The organism is Curtobacterium flaccumfaciens (assembly GCF_004361695.1).
In the GTDB taxonomy this organism is placed as follows: domain Bacteria; phylum Actinomycetota; class Actinomycetes; order Actinomycetales; family Microbacteriaceae; genus Curtobacterium; species Curtobacterium flaccumfaciens_B.
In genome coordinates, this window is sequence record NZ_SNVW01000020.1 from 1 (window position 1) to 22884 (window position 22884).

At 68.2% G+C, this 22884-nt stretch carries 30 protein-coding genes; 18 read left to right on the forward strand and 12 right to left on the reverse strand.

Annotation, left to right across the window (positions count from 1 at the left end; translation table 11 throughout):
* Nucleotides 1–280 precede the first annotated feature (280 nt).
* The gene (locus tag EDF64_RS17780; RefSeq protein WP_133521290.1) at nt 281–1111 is read right to left on the reverse strand and encodes a siderophore-interacting protein; all 831 of its coding nucleotides are present in this window, start codon (nt 1109–1111) and stop codon (nt 281–283) included.
* Between the two features lie 28 nt (nt 1112–1139).
* On the opposite strand from EDF64_RS17780, the gene EDF64_RS17785 reads away from it, so the two are divergent.
* The 4 genes from EDF64_RS17785 (at nt 1140) to EDF64_RS17800 (ending at nt 5393) form a co-directional block, all read left to right on the forward strand.
* Nucleotides 1140–2219: a FecCD family ABC transporter permease gene (locus tag EDF64_RS17785; RefSeq protein WP_243736455.1), complete on the forward strand. Its 1080-nt coding sequence runs from the start codon at nt 1140–1142 to the stop codon at nt 2217–2219.
* On the forward strand, nt 2216–3343 hold the full coding sequence (locus EDF64_RS17790; RefSeq protein ID WP_133521291.1) for a FecCD family ABC transporter permease: 1128 nt from the start codon (nt 2216–2218) through the stop codon (nt 3341–3343). The genes EDF64_RS17785 and EDF64_RS17790 overlap by 4 nt, the downstream gene beginning before the upstream one ends.
* A 62-nt stretch (nt 3344–3405) precedes the next feature.
* Entirely contained in the window at nt 3406–4356 is a 951-nt protein-coding gene (locus EDF64_RS17795; RefSeq protein WP_243736456.1) for an ABC transporter ATP-binding protein, read from the forward strand.
* Between the two features lie 11 nt (nt 4357–4367).
* Nucleotides 4368–5393: an ABC transporter substrate-binding protein gene (locus EDF64_RS17800; protein ID WP_133521292.1), complete on the forward strand. Its 1026-nt coding sequence runs from the start codon at nt 4368–4370 to the stop codon at nt 5391–5393.
* Between the two features lie 80 nt (nt 5394–5473).
* On the opposite strand, the gene EDF64_RS17805 is transcribed toward EDF64_RS17800, so the two are convergent.
* Nucleotides 5474–7525 (reverse strand): transglycosylase domain-containing protein, encoded by a 2052-nt coding sequence (locus tag EDF64_RS17805; protein WP_243736457.1) that lies wholly within the window; start codon nt 7523–7525, stop codon nt 5474–5476.
* A gap of 180 nt (nt 7526–7705) precedes the next feature.
* Here EDF64_RS17805 and EDF64_RS17810 point away from each other — a divergent pair, with 180 nt between their 5' ends.
* The 3 genes from EDF64_RS17810 to EDF64_RS17820 are packed head-to-tail and all read left to right on the forward strand — an operon-like array spanning nt 7706 to nt 9682.
* Nucleotides 7706–8701, forward strand: a complete 996-nt coding sequence (locus tag EDF64_RS17810; RefSeq protein WP_133521293.1) for an alpha/beta hydrolase — start codon at nt 7706–7708, stop codon at nt 8699–8701.
* A gap of 40 nt (nt 8702–8741) precedes the next feature.
* Nucleotides 8742–9116, forward strand: a complete 375-nt coding sequence (locus tag EDF64_RS17815; RefSeq protein ID WP_071291376.1) for a VOC family protein — start codon at nt 8742–8744, stop codon at nt 9114–9116.
* On the forward strand, nt 9113–9682 hold the full coding sequence (locus EDF64_RS17820) for a GNAT family N-acetyltransferase (protein ID WP_133521294.1): 570 nt from the start codon (nt 9113–9115) through the stop codon (nt 9680–9682). The genes EDF64_RS17815 and EDF64_RS17820 overlap by 4 nt, the downstream gene beginning before the upstream one ends.
* A gap of 66 nt (nt 9683–9748) precedes the next feature.
* Here the strand turns inward: EDF64_RS17820 and EDF64_RS17825 are convergent, their stop codons facing one another.
* Both EDF64_RS17825 and EDF64_RS17830 read right to left on the reverse strand, forming a co-directional pair.
* Nucleotides 9749–10384, reverse strand: a complete 636-nt coding sequence (locus tag EDF64_RS17825) for a hypothetical protein (protein WP_133521295.1) — start codon at nt 10382–10384, stop codon at nt 9749–9751.
* Between the two features lie 82 nt (nt 10385–10466).
* Complete coding sequence (locus tag EDF64_RS17830) at nt 10467–10700, reverse strand: hypothetical protein (protein ID WP_133521296.1); 234 nt, start codon at nt 10698–10700, stop codon at nt 10467–10469.
* 181 nt (nt 10701–10881) lie between these two features.
* Between EDF64_RS17830 and EDF64_RS18375 the strand changes: the two genes are divergently transcribed.
* The 3 genes from EDF64_RS18375 to EDF64_RS17840 all read left to right on the forward strand — a co-directional run bounded on the left by EDF64_RS18375 (nt 10882) and on the right by EDF64_RS17840 (nt 12463).
* Nucleotides 10882–11082 carry a hypothetical protein gene (locus tag EDF64_RS18375; protein WP_166645811.1) on the forward strand — a complete coding sequence of 67 codons (201 nt, stop codon included), beginning with the start codon at nt 10882–10884 and terminating at the stop codon, nt 11080–11082.
* Nucleotides 11083–11185: 103 nt separating this feature from the next.
* Complete coding sequence (locus EDF64_RS17835; protein ID WP_133521297.1) at nt 11186–11392, forward strand: hypothetical protein; 207 nt, start codon at nt 11186–11188, stop codon at nt 11390–11392.
* A gap of 198 nt (nt 11393–11590) precedes the next feature.
* Complete coding sequence (locus tag EDF64_RS17840; RefSeq protein WP_133521298.1) at nt 11591–12463, forward strand: GNAT family N-acetyltransferase; 873 nt, start codon at nt 11591–11593, stop codon at nt 12461–12463.
* 58 nt (nt 12464–12521) lie between these two features.
* On the opposite strand, the gene EDF64_RS18700 is transcribed toward EDF64_RS17840, so the two are convergent.
* Nucleotides 12522–12950, reverse strand: coding sequence for a DUF6069 family protein (locus tag EDF64_RS18700; protein ID WP_432207038.1), 429 nt, complete (start codon nt 12948–12950; stop codon nt 12522–12524).
* A gap of 94 nt (nt 12951–13044) precedes the next feature.
* On the opposite strand from EDF64_RS18700, the gene EDF64_RS17845 reads away from it, so the two are divergent.
* Nucleotides 13045–13668 carry a TetR family transcriptional regulator gene (locus EDF64_RS17845; protein WP_083414123.1) on the forward strand — a complete coding sequence of 208 codons (624 nt, stop codon included), beginning with the start codon at nt 13045–13047 and terminating at the stop codon, nt 13666–13668.
* Nucleotides 13668–14414: a rhomboid family intramembrane serine protease gene (locus EDF64_RS17850; protein ID WP_133521299.1), complete on the forward strand. Its 747-nt coding sequence runs from the start codon at nt 13668–13670 to the stop codon at nt 14412–14414. Before EDF64_RS17845 ends, EDF64_RS17850 begins: the two co-directional genes overlap by 1 nt.
* 105 nt (nt 14415–14519) lie before the next feature.
* Here EDF64_RS17850 and EDF64_RS17855 read toward each other — a convergent pair whose 3' ends face one another.
* Nucleotides 14520–14828: a hypothetical protein gene (locus tag EDF64_RS17855; RefSeq protein WP_133521300.1), complete on the reverse strand. Its 309-nt coding sequence runs from the start codon at nt 14826–14828 to the stop codon at nt 14520–14522.
* Between the two features lie 227 nt (nt 14829–15055).
* Here EDF64_RS17855 and EDF64_RS18560 point away from each other — a divergent pair, with 227 nt between their 5' ends.
* The gene (locus EDF64_RS18560; RefSeq protein ID WP_243736458.1) at nt 15056–15361 is read left to right on the forward strand and encodes a GNAT family N-acetyltransferase; all 306 of its coding nucleotides are present in this window, start codon (nt 15056–15058) and stop codon (nt 15359–15361) included.
* Between the two features lie 17 nt (nt 15362–15378).
* Entirely contained in the window at nt 15379–15672 is a 294-nt protein-coding gene (locus EDF64_RS17865) for a DUF4190 domain-containing protein (RefSeq protein ID WP_133521301.1), read from the forward strand.
* Nucleotides 15673–15835: 163 nt separating this feature from the next.
* Here EDF64_RS17865 and EDF64_RS17870 read toward each other — a convergent pair whose 3' ends face one another.
* Nucleotides 15836–16063 (reverse strand): hypothetical protein, encoded by a 228-nt coding sequence (locus EDF64_RS17870; RefSeq protein ID WP_133521302.1) that lies wholly within the window; start codon nt 16061–16063, stop codon nt 15836–15838.
* A gap of 111 nt (nt 16064–16174) precedes the next feature.
* Complete coding sequence (locus EDF64_RS17875; protein ID WP_133521303.1) at nt 16175–16408, reverse strand: hypothetical protein; 234 nt, start codon at nt 16406–16408, stop codon at nt 16175–16177.
* Nucleotides 16409–16625: 217 nt separating this feature from the next.
* Between EDF64_RS17875 and EDF64_RS17880 the strand changes: the two genes are divergently transcribed.
* Nucleotides 16626–17096 (forward strand): hypothetical protein, encoded by a 471-nt coding sequence (locus EDF64_RS17880; protein ID WP_133521304.1) that lies wholly within the window; start codon nt 16626–16628, stop codon nt 17094–17096.
* Between the two features lie 368 nt (nt 17097–17464).
* Here the strand turns inward: EDF64_RS17880 and EDF64_RS18380 are convergent, their stop codons facing one another.
* Nucleotides 17465–17641 (reverse strand): hypothetical protein, encoded by a 177-nt coding sequence (locus EDF64_RS18380; RefSeq protein WP_166645812.1) that lies wholly within the window; start codon nt 17639–17641, stop codon nt 17465–17467.
* A 692-nt stretch (nt 17642–18333) separates the two neighbouring features.
* Here EDF64_RS18380 and EDF64_RS17885 point away from each other — a divergent pair.
* The gene (locus EDF64_RS17885) at nt 18334–18873 is read left to right on the forward strand and encodes a hypothetical protein (protein WP_133521305.1); all 540 of its coding nucleotides are present in this window, start codon (nt 18334–18336) and stop codon (nt 18871–18873) included.
* Between the two features lie 403 nt (nt 18874–19276).
* Entirely contained in the window at nt 19277–19894 is a 618-nt protein-coding gene (locus EDF64_RS17890) for a hypothetical protein (protein ID WP_133521306.1), read from the forward strand.
* Nucleotides 19895–20453: 559 nt separating this feature from the next.
* Here the strand turns inward: EDF64_RS17890 and EDF64_RS17895 are convergent.
* The 3 genes from EDF64_RS17895 to EDF64_RS17905 all read right to left on the reverse strand — a co-directional run bounded on the left by EDF64_RS17895 (nt 20454) and on the right by EDF64_RS17905 (nt 22402).
* On the reverse strand, nt 20454–21308 hold the full coding sequence (locus EDF64_RS17895) for an AbiJ-NTD4 domain-containing protein (RefSeq protein ID WP_166645813.1): 855 nt from the start codon (nt 21306–21308) through the stop codon (nt 20454–20456).
* Nucleotides 21309–21731: 423 nt separating this feature from the next.
* Nucleotides 21732–21911 carry a hypothetical protein gene (locus tag EDF64_RS17900; RefSeq protein ID WP_071303662.1) on the reverse strand — a complete coding sequence of 60 codons (180 nt, stop codon included), beginning with the start codon at nt 21909–21911 and terminating at the stop codon, nt 21732–21734.
* A complete protein-coding gene (locus EDF64_RS17905) occupies nt 21911–22402 on the reverse strand; it encodes a MarR family transcriptional regulator (protein ID WP_133521308.1) in 492 nt (163 codons plus the stop codon). The genes EDF64_RS17900 and EDF64_RS17905 overlap by 1 nt, the downstream gene beginning before the upstream one ends.
* Nucleotides 22403–22446: 44 nt before the next feature.
* Between EDF64_RS17905 and EDF64_RS17910 the strand changes: the two genes are divergently transcribed.
* Nucleotides 22447–22869, forward strand: coding sequence for an ester cyclase (locus EDF64_RS17910; RefSeq protein ID WP_133521309.1), 423 nt, complete (start codon nt 22447–22449; stop codon nt 22867–22869).
* Nucleotides 22870–22884: the final 15 nt, after the last annotated feature.

Below are 22884 nucleotides of genomic sequence, written 5' to 3' on the forward strand. Positions count from 1 at the left end.
GGGGGGGCTGCCCCCCCTCCCCCCCGGTCGCCGTACGGGTCCCCCCCGGGGGGGGGGGCACCCGTCCTGTTTCGGGGGGTTTTCCCGCCCCCCCCCCCCCCCCCCCGGGCGGGCGGGGGGGGGGGGGCCCCGCGCCCCCCCCGCCTCCAGTCCGTCCGCCCTCACGTCTCGGGCCGCCGCGCGGAGGAGGCGGAATCGCGCGTAGGAGGTCGAAAGTTCTGGCCTCCTACGCGCGATTCGGCTTCCTACTGCAGGTGCGATGGGAAGGAACGCGCGCGGGTCAGGCGAGGACGCGCCGACGGACCTCGTGCTTCCAGAAGCCGGAGAACGTGATGCGCGACTTCGGCAGACCCGCACGGTGCAGGTGCCGGCGGCCCTCGGTCGCGAGGGTCGACTCGCCGACCACGAACGCGTAGCCCCGGTCGTCGCCCGGGACGTACTGCTGCAGTTCGGCGAGCGCGCCGCTGCCGGGCACCGTGCCCGGCTGTCGGACGATCCACGTCACCTGCACGCCGACGGGGGCGTCGAGGTCCCGCATGTCCGCGGCGGTCGGGACCTCTTGGATGATGCGGCCGACGGTGTCGCGCGGCAGTGAGGCGGCGATGCCGACGACGCCGGGCAGACCGGTCTCCTCCGCCGCGATGACCACCTCGCTCGTGCCGTCCGGCACGTCGAAGATGCAGCCCTGGTCGAGCATCGCGAGCTCGTCCCCGGGTCGGGCGCCGCACGCCCAGATCGCGGCGCGGCCCTCGGGTTCGCCGTCGCTGCCGGTGTGCACGACGAAGTCGATGTCGAGTTCGGCGGTGCCGTCGGGCAGCAGCCGGTACTCGGCGACGGTGTAGTTCGCGCAGTGCGGGCGGACGTCCTCGGGGATGGCGAGGAAGGTCGGCCACCACTTCTTGCCGTCGAGGTCCGGCATCCGGAAGGCGTCCTGGTCGGGGCGTTGGACGAACAGGCGGAACCAGTGGTCGAACCCGAGGAACGGGAACTCGTGCAGGTCGTCCCCGGTGACCGTGACGCGGTGCATCGACGGGGTGACGCGCGCGCTCCGGAGGACACGTGCACGGAAGAGCCGGGGGTTCTCGGGCAGGAGCCGCGGGGTCTTCGCCATGAGGCAAGGCTAACCTAAGATGTTCTCCGTGCCAGCCCCCTCTCCCGCTCTGGTGTCCGCCCCGGACACCCGCGTGACCGACCCGATCGCCGCGCTCGGCGTCCACCGCGCCGCGGTCCGTCGCCGGCTCCTCGTGATCGTCGGGCTCGTCGTGGCGCTCGTCCTGGTCGCGGTCGCGAGCATGCTCCTCGGGAGCAACCGGATCGGTGTCGACCAGGTGCTCGCCGGCCTCACGCGCACGGGCAGCAGCACCGACGAGGCGATCGTCTGGGGCTCCCGGGTGCCACGCACGCTCATCGGCGCCGCGGTCGGCGCGGCCCTCGGCATCGCCGGACTCCTCATGCAGGGGCACACCCGCAACCCGCTCGCCGACCCCGGCCTGTTCGGCGTCTCGTCGGGCGCGGGACTCGCGGTCGTGATCGGCGTGTACGTCGTCGGCGTGACGAGCACCGGTGCCACGGTCTGGTTCGCGCTCGTCGGTGCGCTCGTCGCGAGCGTCGTCGTGTTCTCGGTGACGATCGCGGGCAGCGGCACGGCCAGCCCGGTGCCGCTGGCCCTGGCCGGGGCGGCGGTCTCGGCGCTCCTCGGCGCGCTGACGTCGTTCGTGGTGCTCACCGACCAGGCCTCGCTCGACGCGTACCGGCTCTGGGTCGTCGGCTCGCTCGCCGCGCGACAGCTCGACGTGCTCGGTGCGGTGTGGCCGTTCCTCGTCGCCGGACTCGTCCTGGCGGTCCTCAACGTCCGGGCGCTCGACGCCCTGGGGCTCGGCACCGAACTGGCGAAGGGCCTCGGTGAGAACGTCCTCGTGGCCCGGCTCGTCGGGCTCGGTGCGATCACGCTGCTCGCCGCCGGAGCCACCGCGGCCGCCGGCCCGATCGGCTTCGTCGGCCTGACCGTGCCGCACGTCGCGCGCGCACTCGTCGGGACCGGGCACCGCTGGACGCTGCCGGTGTCCGCGATCGTCGGTGCCGCGCTGGTGCTGCTCGCGGACGTGGTCGGTCGTCTGATCGGCGGGTTCTCCGAGGTCGAGGTCGGCATCGTCCTCGCGGTCATCGGCGGCCCGGTGTTCGTCGCCGTCGCCCGACGCCGATCGCTGGTCTCCCTGTGACCGCCGCGGACACGGCACGCTCGAGCGGCCGCGCGACGGACCCGCACGCGTCCGGCTCCTCGAACACGGCCGCGGGGCGCCGCGGCATCGTCGTCGGTCCCGTCGGCCTCGCCTGGCGCCCCCGGGTGTTCTGGTACACGGTCGGCTCGCTCGGCGCCGTGGCCGTCCTCGTCGTCCTCGGCGTCGCCATCGGGTCGACGTGGATCGCCCCCGTCACCGTCGTGCGGTCCCTGCTCGGCCTCGAGTCGGGTCCGGACGCCTTCATCGTCGAGACCCTCCGGCTCCCCCGCGTGCTCACCGGCGCCCTCGTCGGCCTGACCCTCGGGGTCGCGGGTGCCCTCACCCAGACCTTCACGCGGAACCCGCTCGGCACCCCGGACATCATCGGGGTGACGTCCGGCGCGAGCGTCGGTGCCGTGGCCGCGATCGTGTTCGGTGGCGGGACGTACTCGGTCTCGTCGCTCGTCCTCGGCGGTGGGATCCCGGTCGCCGCGACGATCGGTGCCCTCGTCGCCGCCGTCGCCGTGTACGGGCTGGGGTGGCGCGGCGGGGTGCAGAGCTACCGCCTGGTCCTCGTCGGCATCGGGGTGAGCGCCACGCTCGACGCCGTCACCAGCTACCTGCTCGTCCGCGCGAAGATCACGGTCGCCGCGGCTGCGTCGCAGTGGCTCGTCGGCAGCCTGTCGAGCACGTCGTGGTCGAGCGTCTGGCCGCTCCTCGTCGTCGCCGTCGTCGCGGTGCCCCTCGCCCTCGCGACGAGTGCGGCGCTCGGCATCGGCCAGCTCGGCGACGAGGTCGCGACGGGCGTCGGCCTGGCCGTGCAGCGCCACCGGCTCATCGTCATCGCGCTCGCGGTCGTCCTGACCGCCGCTGCCGTCGCCGCAGCCGGCCCGGTCGGCTTCGTCGCGTTCGTGGTCCCGCAGATCGGGCTCCGGCTCGCGGGGACGAACCGCCCGCCGCTGCTCCTCGCCGGGGCGCTCGGCGCGGTGCTCGTGCTCGCCGCGGACCTGCTCGCCCGGTCGGCGTTCCCGTGGCAGGTGCCGGTCGGCATCATCACCACCGTGATCGGCGCCCCGTACCTGATCTGGCTCCTCATCCGTCACCGCAAGGAGATGTCCCGATGACACACGGAGCAGTCCCGATGAGGCACGGAGCAGTCCCGACGACCCCGCAAGGAGATGTCCCGATGACCACGAACGCAGCGATCCCGGACGGCGGCGTCCCCGTGCTCGAGGCCCGCGGCCTGTCCGTCGGCTACGACAAGCACCCCGTCCTGACCGACCTCGACCTGCGCATCGAGCGCGGCACCGTGACGACGTTCCTCGGCGCGAACGGCTGCGGGAAGTCGACCCTGCTGAAGACCTTCGGCCGGGTCCTCAAGCCCCAGGCCGGCGAGGTGCACCTTGATGGCGTCCCGATCCGCAAGGAGCCGAACCGCGCCGTCGCCCGGAAGCTCGCGATCCTGCCGCAGTCCCCCGTCGCACCGGCCGGCACGAGCGTGCTCGACCTGGTGATGCGAGGGCGGAACCCGCACCAGTCGTGGGCCAAGCCGTGGACGGCGGACGACGCGGACGTCGCCGAGCAGGCCATCGCGGCCACCGGCCTGACCGAGGTGGCGCACCGCGACGTCGCGAGCCTGTCCGGCGGGCAGCGGCAGCGCGCCTGGATCGCCCTGGTCGTGGCGCAGCAGGCGGAGACGCTCCTGCTCGACGAGCCGACGACGTACCTCGACCTCGCGCACCAGCTCGAGGTGCTCCGGCTCGTCCGACGGCTCAACCGCGAGCAGGGGGCGACGGTCGTGATGGTGCTGCACGACCTGTCCCTCGCGGCGCGGTACTCCGACCGGCTCGTCGTGCTGCACGACGGCGGGGTCGCTGCCGACGGCGCTCCGGCCGAGGTGCTCACACCCGCACTGCTCGAGCGGGCGTTCGGCCTGCACGCCCGCGTCCTCGCCGACCCGGTCACGGGCGCGCCGATGATCATCCCCGAAGCGGACGAGCACGACGTCCAGGCGACCGCCGACGGAACCGCAACCGGAACCGGAACCGGCACCGAAACCGCAGCCGCAGCCGCAGCCGCAGCCGCAGCCGCAGCGAAAACCGAGCGAGAACTGGCGACCACCGCAAACTTAGGTTAGCCTCTCCTAACGTGAAGATCCCCCGCCGCGGCTCCCTCCGAGCCGCCCTCGTGACCTCCGTGGCCGTCTCGGCCCTCCTCCTCACCGGCTGCTCCAGCGCGAACGGCTCCGACGACGGCGACCGCGCCGGCAGCGGTGACGCCGCCGCCGACAAGGCCTGGTCGTACGAGGACGCCACCGGCACCACCGTCAAGGTCGACCACACGCCGAAGCGCGTCGTGGTCCTCAACGACATCGCGATCTCGTTCGTCGAGTACGGCCTGAAGCCCGTCGGCACCTTCGGGCAGCTGACCATGGCCAAGGACGCCCGCTTCACGGGGCTCGACACCGACGGCATCACGCAGCTCGGCACCGGCTACGGCGACATCGACCTCGAGCAGCTCGCGGCCCTGAAGCCCGACCTCGTCGTCACCTCGGTGTACCCGACCGACGAGAAGGGCACGCTCGACACGACGCAGCCCGGCTACGGCTTCAAGGACAAGGAGCAGGAGAAGCAGATCCAGGCGATCGCGCCGGTCGCCCAGGTGAAGTGGGGCGGCAAGGGCGAGGACGTCATCGAGGACATCGCCGACCTCGCCGAGTCGCTGGGCGCGAAGGAGTCGACGGTCGACAAGGCCGAGCAGCGCTTCGACACCGCGCGCGACGAACTCGAGAAGGTCACGAAGGAGCAGGACCTGACGGTCGTCTCGATGTACGCCGACGGTGACGGCGCGTACGTCACCCGTCCGTCGGACGAGCCGACCCTGCAGATGTACGAGTCCTTCGGCGTCGACCTGGTGAACCCGAAGCCGAAGGGCTTCTACTGGGGCATCTACTCGTGGGAGAACGCCGGCCAGATCAGCGGCGACGTGCTGCTGCTGTCGCAGCAGGGCTACCAGGTCGCGGACCTCGAGAAGCAGCCGACGTTCGCGGACAACGCCGCCCTCCAGGCGGGCCAGGTCCACAGCTGGACCTTCCCGGCGCTCGACTACGCGTCGCAGGCCGACTACATGCAGCAGCTCGCGGGCTGGCTCGAGGACAGCAAGCAGCTGTCGTAGACGCAACCGTCTGACGGCCTGGAGGCGCGGTGCCAGCTGGCAACGCGCCTCCCGTCCGTCCCGCGGTCGCGTCGAGACCGTCAGCCGACCGGCAAGGCCGCGTTCACCGCCGTCTGCGCCTGCCGCCACACGGCGGCCCGGGTGCCGGCGTACGTGCCGTCGCCGTTCGAGGAGTGCCGCAGGTTCGTCTTCCCGCCGTCGGTGTTGCCCTGCCAGTAGGCCGTCACCGCCCGCGAGGTCCCGCCGACCAACCAGATCTGGTCCGCCGCGTCGGTGGTGCCGGTCTTGCCGAACAGCGTGGCGCCGTCCGGGGTCTGCCCGCCGTTCGCCGTCCCGCCGTGGAAGGCACCCTGCATCACCTCGAACGCCGTCGCTGCCACGGCCGCGGGGACGGCCCGCCGGCACTCCCCCGTCTGCCCGCCGAGCTGTCGGCCGTCCGGGCCGGTCACCTGGTCGACGAGGACGGGCGCGCAGTACACGCCACCGTTGGCGATGCCGGCGTAGGCGGCCGCCATCGTCAGCGGTGCGATGCTCGTCGTGCCGAGCACGGCGGCCGGGTTCGCCGGGAGCTCGCCGCCGCTGGCCGGGTGCACGCCGAGGCTCGCCGCCGTGTCACGGATGTCGCAGAGGTCCAGCTGCGCCGCCATCGACGCGTACGCCGCGTTGACCGACTGCGCCGTCGCCGACCGCACCGAGTACGGACCCGTCTGGTCCGGTGAGTCGTTCTTCGGGTCCCAGAACGAGTCGATCGTCTGCCCGCACTGGGTCCACGTGCTCTGGGCGTGCCGCGTGCCGTTCACCACGGCGTCCGGACTCCGACCCGCCTCGAGCCACTCGAGCAGGGTGAACATCTTGTAGGTCGACCCGACCTGGAACCCGCTCGAGCCGCCGTCCGCACGATCGGTCGCGTAGTTGAGCGAGGTCGCCGTCGGTGGCGCTGCCTCGGACCGGTCGTGGTCCTTGTTCTGCGCCATGGTGAGCACGCGACCGGTGCCGGCCTCGACGGTGTCGAGCGTCGCCCCGAGGGCGAACCGTGCCTCGGTGTTCGGGTCGTACCGGTCGAGCAGCGCCTTCTGCTGCCCGTTGAGGTCGAGGTCGAGCGTGGTCTGGATCCGGTAGCCGCCGGTCCGCCAGGAGTCCGCGCGGCGGTCCGCGGTCGGACCGAGTTGCGGCAGCGACTTCGCGACGCGCACCGCGGAGTCGCAGAAGAACTCGGCACCGTGGGTGGCCGCCTCGCACCCCTGCTGCGGTGCGGTGAGTCGGACGTAGTCGGCCGGCTTCGTGGCGAGCGCCTCGATGAGCTCCGCCCGGGTGAGGTGCCCCTGCTCGCGCATCGAGCGGAGGATGACGTCCCGCCGGGCGACGTTGTCCGCGTGGTGGGCGGGCTTCGACAGGTCGCGCCGCTCGGGCCACTGGACGACGGCGACGAGGGACGCCGCCTCGGCCGGGGTCAGGTCGGTGGCGTCCTTGCCGTAGTACCGCTGCGCCGCAGCCTGCACGCCGTAGGTCTGGTCGCCGAAGTACGCGATGTTGAGGTACGCGGTGAGGATCTCCTTCTTGGAGTACTCCTTCGCGAGGCCGATCGCGAGCTTCATCTCGGCGAGCTTCCGGTCCGGGGTGCGCTTCGTCGCCTCCGTGAACGCGGCGGCGCGTTCCTCCTCGGTGGGCAGTTCGCTCGCCTGCTGGATCTTGATGTTCCGGACGAGCTGCATCGTCAGCGTCGAACCGCCGGAGCCGCCCTTGCCCTTCGCCGCCACCACGCTCACGAGCGACCGGACCATCGACGCCGCGTCCACCCCGCCGGTCTCGTAGAAGCGCTTGTCCTCGCCGTCGACCGCGGCGTGCTTGAGCTGGTCGCTGATCTGGTCGAAGGAGAGTTCCTGCCGGTTCTGGTCCCACACGGTCGCCAGCGGCACCGGCTTCCCGCCGCGGTACGCCCAGACCTCGTTGCGCTGCGGCAGGTCGCCGATCCGGATGTACTCCGGCAACGAGTCGAAGACGCCGATCGCCGAGGTCGTCCCGACCCCGGCCACCGCCAGCACCGGCGTCACGCCGACCCCCACCAGCAACCCGGCGAGCACACTGCCGCCCACGAAGCCGAGCGCGGCTCCCCCTGCACGTCTGAATGCCATCCCGTGGGCCTCCCCCGTCGTGTCGATCCACCGCCCTCGCGGTTCCCGGAGCGTCCCAGCCCTCCTCGGACGACCGCCGGGACTTCTCCGGAGAAGTCCGCCACGTGCGCTGGGAAAGGCCCGAGACGGTACGGATCGTTACCCGCGGACGGCGAGCACCGCGGCGGATACGCTCGACCGATGGCGGACCACGGCTGGCGCGAGGACGTCCTCGGGGCGCCGTTCGAGCGACTCGAGCTCCCCCTCGGCGAGGACTCCGAGGGGCCCGTGGTCGCGACCCTCGTCCGGCGTCGACGCTCCCCGGCCGACCTGCTGCTGCACGCCCACGGCCCGCTGCACGGGGTCGACGTGCTCTACGTCCACGGCTGGTCGGACTACTTCTTCCAGGTCGAGCTCGCCGAACGACTCGAACGGCTCGGTGCCCGGTTCCACGCCCTCGACCTGCGGAAGTACGGCCGGAGCCTGCAGCCACGACAGACCCCCGGGTTCGTCGACGACCTCACCACCTACGACGAGGACATCGCCGCGGCGCTCGACGTGATCACCGCGGAACACCGCCGTGGGGAGACCGGGCGACGGCTCGTGCCGATGGGGCACTCGACCGGCGGCCTCACCCTGTCGCTCTGGGCGGCGCGGCACCCGGAGCACGTCGCCGGGATCATCCTGAACAGCCCGTGGCTCGAGTTCCAAGCGAACGCCGTCGGCCGCGCCCTCGTGACCCCCGTCATCAAGCTCGGCGCCCGGCGCAACCCGCTCGCGCCGATGCCCGCCGTCGACCCCGGCTTCTACACGCGCACCGTGTCGAGCGCCGGCGAGGGCTCGTGGACGTACGACCAGCAGTGGCGGCCGGACCGGGGCTTCCCCCTCCACCCGGGGTGGCTCGCCGCGGTGTTCGACGGGCAGGCGACGGTCGAGGCGGGCCTCGGTCTCGAGGTGCCGGTGCTCGTGATGCTCAGCGACAAGAGCATGCTGCAGCCCACGTGGGACGACGGCATGGCGCGGGCCGACGTCGCGCTCAACGTCGACGTCGTGGCGCACCGGGCGCTGTCCCTGGGCAGCGAGGTCACCGTCCGTCGCCTGCACGGTGCGCTCCACGACGTCATGCTGTCCGCCCCCGAGGTGCGAGAACACGCCTACGACTCGATCGCCCGGTGGGCCGCGACCCTGCGGCACTGACACCTGCGGCACCGCGGGTCGCGCCGCTACCCTGAGCGCCATGACCGCATCGTTCAACCACACGATCATCGCGGCGAAGGAGCCCGCGGTGTCCGCGGCGTTCTTCGTCGACCTCCTCGAAGCAGCCGAGGCCCCGTCGTGGGGCCCGTTCACCAACCTGCAGCTCCCCGACGGCGTGCTCCTGCAGTTCGCCGCGGTGCCGATCGACTTCCCGCCGCAGCACTACGCGTTCCTGGTCGACGACGACCACTTCGACCGCGCGTACGCCCGCATCACCGCCGAGGGCCGGGAGCACTGGGCCGACCCGCAGCGCCAACGCCCCGGCGAGACGAACACCGAGCACGACGGCCGTGGCGTCTACCTGCTCGACCCCTCGGGCCACTACGTCGAGCTGCTGACGAGGCCGTACCTGTGACGGTCACCCTCGTCCGGCTCGACCCGACCGGCGCCGACCGTGCGGACCTCGTCGCGTTCCTGACCGGCGAGGAGTTCCCGTTCCACGTCCGCCGCACGATCGCCCTCGCCGACGCCGAGGCGGCCATCGACGCCGGCGCCTTCCGCGACGACGAACACGACACGTACTGGTTGCAGCACGAGGACCACGGCCGCATCGGCATCGTCCGGCTCGAGGACCTCGCCGATCCCGTTCCGCTCTTCGACCTGCGCATCGCCGGCCGGTTCCGCGGCCGGGGCATCGGTCCGTCGGCGCTGCGGGCGACGACGGACCACGTGTTCCGCACGATGGGCGAGGTCGCACGCTTCGAGGGACAGACCCGCGAGGACAACGTCGCGATGCGCCGTGTCTTCGTCCGGGCCGGATGGGTGAAGGAAGCCCACTACCGCGAGGCGTGGCCGGTCGAGGGGGATCGCCCTGTCGCGTCCGTCGCGTACGGCGTGCTCCGCCGCGACTGGGAATCGGGCACGGTGACGCCCGTCCCGTGGGACGACGACGACATCGCGGGTAGCGGAGGGGGCGGCTGAGGCACCGACCTGGAGGCACGGATCGCTTCCGCCAGGCGGCGAACGTCGACAGGCGCGGACACCTGGTCAGCGGCCCATGCCGAGCGCGGACTCGATCCGGCTGATCGTCCGGCGCATCGCGTACTCGTCCTGCGCCGGCTGGTCGTCGGCCACCCACAGCCGGATCGCTCCGGGACCCAACGTCCTGGGTGCGAGGCGGACCACGATCCCCCATCGATATGCGACACCGCGCGGCGTGGGCTCCCTGAACACGTCGAAGCCGAGTACCTCTGAGTGGAGGGCGATCGGTGTTCCCTGCCCGTCGTTGCGCGTCGACCAGCTCGTGATGCCCGTCCGGTCGAAGCCGAGGTCGCACGGGAACCACACGCGCAGTCTGGGGCTCCAGGCCGTGAGGTCGGCGGCCGTCGATTCTGTCGCGTGCGCGGTGACGAACACGGTGCCGGGATGGGTCTCGGCCTTCTGCTGTAAGCGCGCCCGCCGGCGGTGGTTGACCTCGGTGGTGACGCAGGCGACGCCGAACCCGAACGTGATGAGGATGCCGAGACGGAGCTCGGTGGACAGGGCCCGTCCCTCGTCGGTGCCGATCAAGACCGCGAGGACGATCGTCGCGGCGCCGAAGACGACGGTGATGGCGGCGAGGAGGATCGTCGACGGGCGCACGGCTCGACAATGCCAGAACCCGAGCTGCGGTGGAATGCTCACCGTCACAGTGAGCGCTGCGTCAGCGGACCGCGAACCGGCCGGTAGAGGATCCGCAAACACACGGGTCTGTGCGGACGTGTGCTCAGTACTCGAGCGTGGGCCACTCCTGCAGTCGTGAGAAGCGTGGACGCGGGGGGATCGGCTCGTCGTCTTCCATGACGCGCAGCTCGGTGAGCACTGTGATCTGACCCACGTCATACGAGCGATGTGCGATTCCGTCGCGCTCGTCGACGACCAGCGTCGTGCGCTGCGCAGGGTCGAACTCGTGCTCAAACGTGAACAGCAGCCAGTGCTCCTTGATCCGCTGGACGAGCATCGGCGAATAACTCGAGGGCGCCCCCCCACAGGAGAAGCAGCTCCGGCGTGAGCAGTCGAACAGGAGGGGCCACTGTGCCGCTACGCGCGAAACTCACCTCGGACGGGCCGTCAACAGAATGAAGCACACCGTCCGCATAGCGGTCCCGATGCGAGTCCCTCTGCCGGTCGAACATCCAACTTTGGTCGCGCTCGTCGACGACCGCTTGGAACTGCCACGGGCGCTCGCGACCATCCCGTCGCACACTCACGCCGCGCGCGAGCCGGCGTCGTGGGAGCCGGAGGGCAGCGACCTCAGTTCGGAGCGTGGGGACGTCGGCCTCGGTCAGGACAGTTTCGAAACGCACCTCATCAGTGTGGCCGATCCGCGTCGCCCAGCGTGAAGGAAGTTTCCCGTTGCCCGATCCCCATACGGGACGTGCGCCAACTGGCTGCTACTTCGCGCCGGACCAACCGCGGGGTCCTACGACTGGCGAGGATCCAGGCATGAGGATCAGCATCGGCGGCGAGCACTACCTATCGCGGCGGAGCGCATTCTGCGCCGAGACGTGGGACGTCATCGGAATCTACGACTGCGCGGAGCGGGCCAGGGAAGCAACACGGGACATGGCAGGAGCGCAGCCCGGATCTGATACGTGGGTGCTCGAGACGTGGAGTGACGGTGAGCAGCGCAGCAGCGTCCAGCTCACATGACGCTCGGGCAGCGCGCAGGTGGCTCTACTGTGGCGGTCACGGTCGCGCCGCCGCGAGAACCTTCCGCGCAGGTTGGACGACCGGCCCTTAAGAGGTGGATGGCCTCGAGCGGCGCTCCGCGACTCGGCGGGATGGTGTCGAGTCCATCGGGTCGGCGTGCGGTGGCGGAGTCGGGACGCCTGTGCTGAACTGTCAGGCATGGGCATCCGTGTCAATGTTCCCGACGTCGGTGCATCCGAAAGCATCATCGCGACGCTGGCGTCGTGGCAGCGCGACAGTGCTGTCGTGCAGCTGCATCCCGGCGATCTGGGTTGGGCGTGGCGGCACGGCGCACCGGCAGCGGTCTCGTCGGTGCGGGTGTGGTCGGATGAGGACACCATCGTCGCGATCGGGTTCTTTGATGGTCCCACGGTGTTCCGGATGACCGTCGCGCCCGAGCGATGGTCCGACGCACAGATCGCTCGTCGTGTGCTCGAAGATCTCCGATCCGCTGACGGGATGAGGTTCCCGAACGGGACCCTGTCTGTTGAGGTCCCCACGGGAACCACCCTCTACGAGCTGCTGGCATCGTCGGGGTGGCAGGCAGGCGAGGCGTGGGCGCCGCTGGCCCGGGACCTCGCGGAGCCAGTCGATCTGACGGGTTTGGGTCTCCGGTTCGAAGTGGTGGCCGGTGAACGTGTCGCTGAGTTCACTGCCGTGCACCGATCGGCTTGGGGTAACCAGAGCTTCACGGACGACCTGTGGAACACGATGACCGGCGGGCCCGCCTTTCGGAACGGTGCGTGCATCCTCGGCCGAGATGGCTCCGGCGCGGCTGTCGCCGGGGTGACGATCTGGCCGGCTGGTGTCGGGCGTCCCGGGCTCATCGAGCCGATGGGAGTGCACGCCGATCATCGTGGTCGCGGAAACGGCAGAGCAATCTGTATCGCTGCAGCCGCCGAGTTGCAGAGGCGTGGAGCGTCGATCGCTTGGGTGTGCACCCCGAGCTCGCTTCGCAGCGCGGTGGCGACGTACCGTTCGGCCGGGTTCGCCCCGCTGCCCGAACGGCTCGACCTCGTCCGGGCGCACTGATCCGGACAAACCCACGCCGCCCCTGACCACCCCGGCCGACATGTCCCTTGGCGGGTCCTCATTCCGGTCTCTCGACGGGTTCGCCGCGTTGGCCCGTTCGCCCGAGGGTCCGGCCCGCGAGTCCAGCGCAGAGGATCGCGGCCACAGCGACGTGCAGCAGCAGGAGTGTCGGCGCGGACCCGTCTCGAGCGAGTGTGAGAGGTCCGATCAGCGACACAGCCCCGATCCCGGCAGCAGCGAGCAGCCAGGCCCGTCCCCACCTGGAGGCCCACCGGGCCACCACCGCGCGGCTTGCCCAGGCCACCAGGCCGACCGCAGCAGTCACGATGAGAATCTGGGCGAGTCCGATCGTCGCGCCGCCTGCGTCCGGCTCATGCCCCATCGCGACGGTGCCAATCGCCCAGCACGCGCCCGCCGCACTCATCGCAAGGATCACGGCGATGAAGCCGCGTTTCGTCGTCTGCGTCGCGGTCCTTGGCGGTGTCATCTGCTTCTCCGTTCATTCGATTTACTTGAGTGAGTAATAAGATGCTCGTGAAGCAAGGGCACGTCAAGTTGCACGGCCAGCAGGAGGACCTCGGATGGCACCAGCATCATCGCCCAGCGCCGCCGCGCTCAGACGCCGATCGCAGATCATTCATGCCACCATCGCGGTGATCGCCGACGTCGGGTACGCACGCTGCTCGTTCGCGGAGATCGCCCGTCGCGGAGGTCTCAGCAGCACCCGCCTGATCTCGTACCACTTCGACGACCGCGACGCATTGATGCGTGCAGTCGCGTCGACGATCGTCGATGACCTCGCGGTTGCGGTCACGACGGCGATGCGGCGAGCAACCTCGCCACGCGACGCTGTGCACGCCTACCTGCGCGCGAACGTCGCCTTCGCCGACACCCACCGGCCGGAGGTGATCACGCTCGCGGCACTGCTGTTCGCCGGGAGCCTCCCGGCAGACGGCGGCGATGTCGATGCGACGCAGCAGACCATCGCTTCGTTGATCGCGGCCGGCGTCGAGGAGGGTGAGTTCAGCGGCGTCGACCCGGTCATCGCGGCAGATGTCTTGCAGCGCACGGTCGAGGGAGTCTTCCTCCGACTGCACCGGGCACCCGACGCGGACCTGTCGGATCTCGGTGACGGCCTGGTCGCGTTCTTCGACTCCGGACTCGGCACCATGGACCACGACCGTGCTGCGAGGGAGTCGTTCTGATGACTCCGTCGGTTCGTCAGCGGCTCGCGGCGCAGTCCTCACGCACCACCCTCGTCGTCACCGTCGTGACAGCAGCCGTGAGCGTCGCGGCGGTTGTCCACTCACCCCTCACCGCGGTCATGATCCGCGACGGGGAGCTCGTGCGCGCCGGACAGTGGTGGCGGCTCGTCACGTCGATCCTCGTCCAGCCCGACGGGTGGGGGCAGTTCGCGTTCAACCTGCTGGGGATCGCTGTGGTGGGATCAGCACTCGAGCAGCGTCGGTCGGAACGGGTGTGGCTCCTGACGTACCTGGTCGCAGGCGTCGGGAGTGGGCTCGTCGTCACGCTGCTCCTCCCCGAGCAACGCGATGGTGGCGCCTCGGACTGCGTCGCGGGCCTGATCGGCGCGCTCGTCGTCGTCCGGGTCCTGGACCGCACCACCTCCACCGGTTTCGAGGCATTGCTCGACACAGTCGCGATCGCGTACAGCGCGTTCTTCTGCGTCTATCTGACACTGATCGACCTCGGCGGCGTCTGGCCCGCGATAATCGCTGGCGACGCCGCGGTCGCAGTCGCACTGACCGCCTCGCGCCGCTTCGGTGCTGTCCGGACCGTCTTCGGGCTGCTGGTCCTGGTCACGGTCACCGGCGGGGTCATGACGGCGCGGATCGACGGCCATGGGATCGGGCTCCTCACCGGTGCTCTCCTCGCCGTCACGATCGCGCGGACACGACCTCGGCGTCCGAAGACCGCCACTGTTAGGTGAGGTGAGGCGCATTGAGCCCCAGCCACAACGGCGACCGCTCGACCAATCAACGGGCGGAGCTGAGCAGGGGCGTCGTTCAGATGGCGATCGGCGACCGGGCAGCGCTCAGGTCGATGGAGCGGCGTCGGGGCCGAGCGCGGTCACTATCCCGATGAATCGAGCCGGTTCCTCGTCATCAGTGAAGGTCACGGGAGTGAGCTTGGAAACCGGAATCAGCCCACTCGCTCCTTCATCTGTCCTGAACCACACCGCGGGGACGGGTTCGCGGCCCTCCTCTGCTGCCAGCATCGCAGCGGCTGCGAGCTGTGGCCAGCGCGCCTCCTGCTCCGCGGAGACACCCATCGCTACCGTCTGAATCGTCAACACACGCACTCGCTCATAGTGCGCCGGAACATGCTCGAGCGCGTCCCGCATGCCGATCCGTCATTGAACACGCGATGGATGATGGAATGACGCTATGGGGCACTCGACAGTTCGTCCGGCGCGGGATTCAGACGCTGCCGGAATCGCGGCCGTCCACGTCCAGGCGTGGCGCGAGGCATATGCGCACCTGATGCCTGCGGAGTTCCTGGCTGCACTCGATCAGGGACGACGCGAGGCAGGCTGGCTGGCGAACGATCATTGCTGACGAGGTCACCGACGTGTTCGTCGCGCTCGACGGGGAGAAGATCATCGGCTGGGCATCGGCGGGATCCGGCAGGGACGGATCAGCTCCCACCGACTGCGAGCTCGAGGGCATCTACGTCCTCGCGTCCGCCTACGGATCGGGAGCAGGGCAGCAGCTGCTGGATGCCGCGATCGGCAATGACGCGGCGTTCTTGTGGATGGCCGAAAACAATCCTCGCGCCGAGGCCTTCTACCGGCGCAACCGATTCGAGCGCGACGGAGCCGAGAAGACGGAGTCGTTTGGCGGGGCATCCGTCAGCGTCGTACGTCTGTCTCGGTAGCCGATCGCTGATCGGGAATGGGCCGATACGTTGAAGCGGAGACGTCGACTGCAGCGCCGAACCCGAGCGAGCAAGCACCTCTCAACGAGCTAGCGGTCCTCGCGTTCGTTTTGGCCTTCGTCATGGGCATCGTGGGGGCCGTTCTCGGTGTTGTGGCTCTTCACCAGATCACGAAAACGGGTCAGCGCGGTCGAAAGCTCGCGATGGCGGCCATCGTTATCGGAAGCATCCTCGCCATCGCCTTCGTCGGCGTGGCCGTCGCCATCTTCTTCTCGATCATCAATCAGCAGGGTTGCACCTACCCTTGCTGATCTTCGACGCCGCGCGGTCGCGAGGGTGTGTGTGCCGTTGCGCCGCTAGGACCAGTCCGGTGACCGATCGGCCACCGGACACATCAGTGACGTTACCCAGGCGCGTTTGGCCGCTCAGCCGGCGGCTCTGCCGGTCACAGTGGGTTCAGCGAGATCAGCAAGATCAGGTGTCGTAGCCGCGGTTCTTCGCGCGGAGAACAACGATGAAGCCGATTGTGGTTGGGATCGCTAAGAGCGCGAAGCTCAGGAAGGCGCCGAATGCAATTACGAATGATCTTTGAGTGCGCGCCGGATCCTCGCCAGGGAGACTGCCGATGAGGAGGAGCACGCAGATTGGGAGCGCAAGCGCGACGAGCCAGAGAACAGCCGCGATGACGCCCAGCAGGATCACCAGACGCCGACGACGCCGCACATCTGAGTTTCCGGGCCGTTGCCGCATGCTCGCTAAACAACCAGTTGGCGCCCATGGCTGCCGTGGCGATAGGCGATCCTCGACCGGCTCCTACCTCCCGCGCTTCCGCTGGATCCAAGTGCCGAGCCCTTGCGCGAACACGACGACCCCACAAACGACGAGCACACCGACCAGCACCGGCGTCGGAATCATGTTCAGAGGCCCTTGATTCACGCGATCCTCCGGAGCCGCAACCACCGGTCCGACGACGACGCCCATGATGACGAAAACCGCCCCGAGCCCCATCTCTGCGACTGGATGAGGCGAGTTGAAGAACTTAGCCATCCGATGCGTTCCAACCCTCGAACTTCGCGCCCGTGCGAGCGCACGACCGATCGAACCATGGAGTCCCGGTAGCCGGTCGGCTACCGAACGCCGCCCGGTCGCTCGCGGGTGTTCCGGAAGCCGATCCTTCACCGAAACTCGAAAGTGGCTTCGAGCCACCCTCAACGGCAGGACATCATCGACCATCGCCCGCAACCAGCGCACTACGATCGGCGGGATGGAGCTGATCACCGATCCCGCTCGGTCTGCCTGGCTGACCGCACGCATCGACGGGTCCGACACCGTCGCCGGGACGTCGGGATCCGGCTTCGAGGCGTACGCCCGCCTGCTCCATCCACTGATCGCGTACCGGGTCGACCCGTCGACGGCCGACGAACACGGAGAACCGCTGGTGCTCGAGTCGAGCGTGTGGCGGTGGTCCGACGTGACAGCTAAGACCGGACAGACCGTGTACCCCGACGTGGCGTGGAGCACGGTGAGCGGACGCGACGACGAACGGGAGCTGGTCTTCGACGACGGATGGCGCGTCGAGCTCCCCGAGGAAGGGTGGTTCGACCCGACGCAGCTCGCAGCGCTGACGGAGCACCTCGCGGCCGCGACCACCAGCAGTGCAGGGCCCAGCACGAGTAACGCTCCGGCCGGCACGACGACGATGAGCAAGGCGCGGCGGCCGCTCCAAGCAGGATGAAGCAGAACGACCACGGCGGCCGCGGCGACGACCGCGAAAGCACCGTAGATCCACGATGCGCCAGACATCCGCCAACCGTCGTGCGCGAACCAGTCTTGGACTCCTCGAATGGTCCGTGCCCAAGCATGCTGACCTCGGCCATGTGCCGACGAGATGACAGGCAACGGCCACCCAATGATCGCGAGAACTCCGGCGATTGCGCTCGCGATTCCGAGCACGACCACTCCGAAGCGCGACCCGGTTCTGGGCTCGACGTCGAAGTGGAAGATGCTCACGCCAAGGAGGCTATAGGGCGAGCGCAGCGGTCGTTCCAACCGGGCACGCCGCCCGGCAGAGGATCGGCTATCGAAACGCTCGGCACCGCTTGTTCACAGCTTGGAACGTCTGTAGCCCAACCAGGCACTCGCCATGATGACAACGGCGCTGACGAGTGTGATCCATCCGAACGGCCTCGATGATTCGTGCGCGAACAAGGCGGCTGTGGCTCCAAGGAACACCACGCCAAGCAGCGCGAACATGAGCCACAGGGCGTTTGAACGGTTCATGCGGTCACCGTACCTCTGGCCGTCCCAGTAGCGGATCGGCTACTGGGCGCAGTGCACTCGGCTCTAGAGGTGCTGCCATGGGCACTAACGTCCGAGTGATCGAGGACCGTGACGCTTCTGATTGGGCAGCACTCAAATGCGGACACCGCACCTTCCACAAGCAACCCAAAGACTCCGCCGCGGTCGGGAGGACGTGCCAGTGGTTACGTCGTGGCCAGCACGGCGTCGTTGGTCTCGTCGCCGACGAGCAGGGCACGCCGATCGCGCCGGTAACCCTGCGGTGGTTCGCCCCCCGTCGACGGGAACGATGGGTCTAAACCTCGACGACCCGTCCACGGCCTGGCGCCCTGGCCGTAGCACCGGACGAGCGCTCCGCCTCCTACACGGTCCGTGTTGGAAAGGGTCCTGTCAGCCGCATCCGATCTCAGACCCTCGGCTCGTCCAGATTGGACCCCGATTGACCAGAGGCATTGACCGGAGAGTCGGAGATGCGCGAGGTTAGTCGAGTGAGTTCAAGCGATCCGGGCACCCGGCGATCTGTTGTAGCGGCCCGAGTCGCAATTGCGATACTCGGCGCCTCCTCCCTGGTGTGGGGCTGCGTAATAGCAGGAACATCCGCGAGTCCTACTCCACTCATCGTCGTCGGTTTGCTCCTTATTGTTCTAGCTCTCGTCTGGTCCGAGTGGGAAGAGTTGACTGCCAAGTTCGGAGATGCAGAGCTCTCCTTTAAGCGCGGCAAGGCGGAAGCCAGTCGAGTGACTCATGGTCTCATCACGGCCGTGCTGGACACTGTTGAGGACAGCCCGGACCTTCCCGTCGCGACAAAACGGCGTCTAATGGATGAGACACAGCGAGCGGCGCGAGAAGTCGCAACCGGATCGCTCTCGAACCCGCGGCCCGCTTTCGTTTCAAAGCGGAAGCCTTCAATCGAGCGTGAAGATGGCGAGAACGGACAGACGCGGTTCTTGCTGCTCGGCTACCGCCCATATGACTGGACCGTCACTCAATGGGTTGACGTAGATACGAGCGGCCGACGATTCAGGGCCTTCTTCTCGAGCCCGACGGACCTACGATTTCCGGAAGATTTTCTGGAGATAACTCAGGAATCGCTCGACGACGATGAGAGGGTCGGGCCTGGGGACGTCGCTAGTTGGCACACCGACAGCATCTACGGGGACGAGCACGACGTCGTCGCGACTTGCGATGCCGCGGGGCTAGCACTACCCAAGTAGCTAGGCCGCCACCAGGCTCGGCCACAGCAAATCGAGCACGTGCTCCAGCTGCAGGGGTTTGCGAGGCCCCGCCGTCTTCGCTCCTGGTACATGACCGGCGTTGCGTCCTCCTTCAGCCGTTCCGAAAAACCCACCAAGTCAGCGCGAGCCTGTCTGTTCGATGCGCGATCACCGAATGGACACGATCTGACGCCAGTACCGTTCGAGCGGTCAAGGCCCTCGACGGCCGACGACGGCCAACGCGGGTCTTTCGCCGCCCGATATACGAGCGGCGTCCGGTCAGCGTGTACGTCGGGTGATACATAGACGCGACTCCGGCCGATCACTCGCCGCTCACGCATCGCGGTGTGGCGACTCGAATCAAGCGCTGCGACAGTCCTAGACCCGCGCTACTCTCCGAATCGTGACCGTTGAGCTTGGGGACCTGCTGCTGCGAGGCTTGTTCGGGACGGTGGGTCTTGGAGCGATCGTGGCGACTGTTCGGGCCATCTACGTCGTCGCTACGGAGCGGGGGCCGCGCCGCCGCATTGAAGCGGTCAAGCTCTCGCAGGAAGCCCTTGAGTCGCTGCCAGCCGACGCTGAGCTGCGGACGTTCGTACAGGTGCATCGGGACCGCGAACTCGCTGCGTTGGGCAACCTGATGGCGCGCGCTCAAAAGCGAGCCGAATGGTGGCAACGGATCGTCAACAACCGTGGTCGCCTCATCAGTTCCGCGGTTGCATCGGCCGTCGGAATCGTGGGGGCCGTCACCCTGACCCTCGTCGTGACGACTATCGATTGGGATTCGGCATCGAACCCACCTGGCGACACGGCGGACCTCCTCAACTTCGTCCTGCCTGTCGTGATCGCTGTGTCAGCCGTCGCGTTGACTACCACCATTGACCTCCTGAGGCGGCGAAACCGACGCCTGCGTAGCGAATTTGAGGCCTGGGGCCTCGACGACGAAGCGATCAACATGGCACTGCTGCTGCTGGCGGCGAGCGACCAAAAGAGCGGTGACAACGAACCCAAAGACGGGTGAAGCGTCGGGGGTGCCCGGCACGTCCGGTACGAGACGCACCTCCAACGCCGCTCAGTAGGCGTGCGCCGGGCCCGTGCTGCCTCATTGCCCCCAATGCCCTCCGATCCGTCGGGCAACTCAGCTCAAGGAGGCCGCCTTACGAAATCGCACGCAACATCCCTATCAATACCTGGCGACTGATTGTGCGACCGAGGCTGGCGGCGCAGCAGAACCCAGCGCTACCACACTCTAAATTTCATGAACGGCGTGATTGCGCTGCTGCTCCTTGGTAAGGTGTCTTTTGTTCGTGTTCGTGTTCGTGTTCGTGTTCGTGTTCGGAGAATAACCCTCCGTCCAATTGCAAACAATCGGCGATCGCGAATCGCTGAGGTACCTCGTCCCCACGACGAAGCGTTCGGGCGGGGTCCTGCTAAGTCCGACTCAGCATGCGCGCCATGAGGTCCCGACGACGCCGAGCAACTCCGATCAGTCGAGGCTATTGCGTCGAAAGGCGAGGCGGCGACCGCTTCAACAGCGGAAAGCGCCGTGCGGGGCCCTACACGGCGCTTTCAAACTCGACCTAGGCCAGCGACCCTGCCTGCCGCGCCTTTTCAACGAGATAGGCGACGAAGCTGGCGCTGATTCCGAAGACGTACTTTGCGAGGGCCTGGTCGACGACGATGATCTTCTCACCGCCATGCCTTAGCCCATCTTCGTCTGAGGCCCAGCCGTACATCTTCTCCCAGCTAGAAAGGAGCGCTCGGTGAGACGGGAGCCCAACGTCTGGTAGCGCTCGCACTGCCGCACTGAACTTGGTTTCGCCGGTGAGAGTGATTGCAGCTGACTCGACAGCTTGCACCGACTCCTTGATCACATTGCGATAGTCAGGTGTACCTCGATCCACTAAGTGAGCAAGTGCTTGAGAGAGATGTTGATGCGCTACCGCAAGCGGTTTGGCCTCGGTCAGAGCGCCTTCGATCGCCGCCACCTCTTCAGCACTGTCAATCTGCATGATCAGCTTACCGACAAAGCGGTAACCAACTAGGTATTCTTCAAACGTCTCGTTGAGCAACGTGACGAGCGCCTGTGCCACATTTTGCATCGTTGTGCGCTTCACGAGATTGGGAAGGACACTTACAAGCGCTTCCAGTAAATCCATCACCCTTGGGAATTCAGAAGCAGTCAGATTCCCCTTAAGGATTCGCCACGCATTCCCTGTCGAGGGACGCTCGTCGACCGGCTGGCGCAGGAAGTTGACCCAAAGGTTGTCGAGAAGATGCTCTTCTTCCTCCCATAACCCGTTCTCATTAAACTGCTTCACGACAACAATGTGCACGACATTCCAGATGCGTGTGCGGGTATCGCTATCGAGGTCATTCAATTGGACGATTGTGCGTGACGGAGTAAACCCGTTTCGCTCGGAAAAACTAGGCATGCCTCTCCTTGGTCGATTCCAGGATGTCACAAGGAGGCGACAACGGACCCGAAGCCACCCGCGTTGAGGCCAGCGACGCCTCCGGGGACCGAGCGACGAGCAGCGCTAGCTCGTTCAGTGACGCACACCAGAATGTCCGGTAACCGATCGCTCACCGCACGGTCTGCACGAGCCCACTGGGCTGTGGGGGCGGGCCGTTGCAACTTCGTCTCGACTCCGGTCCGCGCAGGAGCTGGTGAGACCCCTGCGCATAGCCGTGGCCCGGGGAACACGACGGCACCGGCACAGTCCGCGATACGTCGCGCCCGATGCCGAACGCCGACGGTCAGATCTTTGCGAGGGCGCCAGCCGTTGCAACCGCCGCGTCCCAGTCGATCTTCGCGTCCGGGGCAGGGGCGTGGAACTTCACCCGACCACGCACCGCTAGCTTCCGAAATGGCCGATGCCGCGGCGAAAGTGCAGCTCGGACCGGTTGAGTCCGAACGCTCCCACACGGATCAGCACCTGGCCCGGGCCTGGGATCGGGACCGGCAGCTCACGGAGGTGCAACACGTCGGGGCCGCCGGGTGCGTCGATCACGACGGCCCGCATGGTCGCCGTCATCACCTTGCCTCCAACGTCGACTGCAGGCGCTCGAGTGCCGCGACACAGTCTGCGATCGCCGCGGCACCGGCATCCGAGAGCACGGCGTCCAGCGCTTGGTCGAACCGCTCGTCCGCGAGGGCGAAGGCATCTCTCCCCTGGGGCGAGAGCACACTGCGGACACTGCGCCGATCGTCCGGGTCCGTCGAACGCTCGAGGAAACCATCCGCGGCGAGCCGATCGAGCAAGCGACTGGCTGCAGCGATCGACGTCCCGACGCCGGTCGCGACGTCCTGCACCCGGGCGCCCGATGGGGCTGCCTGGACGATCCGCAACACCTCCAGTCGGGCCAGGCTCAGCACGCCCTCGCCCCGCATCCGCTTCTCGACCGCGTTCCACACGTCGGTCTCGTGCCGCACCAGCGCGGCGAAGTACTCCCGCAGACGCGCCGCTCGCCCAGTCCGGTCATCCGGGGCGTCGGTTCCGCGGAGGGGTGCAAGGTCCGTGCTCATGCTTCGACTCTACGGCATCTACTTGCTATGTAAAGTAGTTGTCCATGACCACAGACACACGCCTCTCCTTCCTGCGATTCGTCGACTTCATCAACAGCGCCGACCCGTCCATCGGCGAGACGGTCATCGCACCGGAAGCGGCGTTCTTGACGCCGTTCTCGCCCGAGCCGCTGCGCGGGCTGCCGGGGTACCTGCAGATCCTGACGATCATGCGGAGCGCGTTCTCTGACATCCAGTGGAGCATCGACCGGATCGTCGTCGAGGGCGACACAGTCGCAGCACGTTTCGAACTCCGCGGCACGCACGACGGCGAGTTCCTCGGTGTCCCCGCTACGGGGAGGACGGTGGTCGCGAACGCGAGCAACTTCTACCTTTTCGACGAGGGACTGATCGTCGACGAGGTCGGCCAGCCGGACGTGCTCAGCATCCTCGGGCAGATCGGGGCGCTCCCGCCAACACTCGGCTGAACGGTCAGGCTGGCG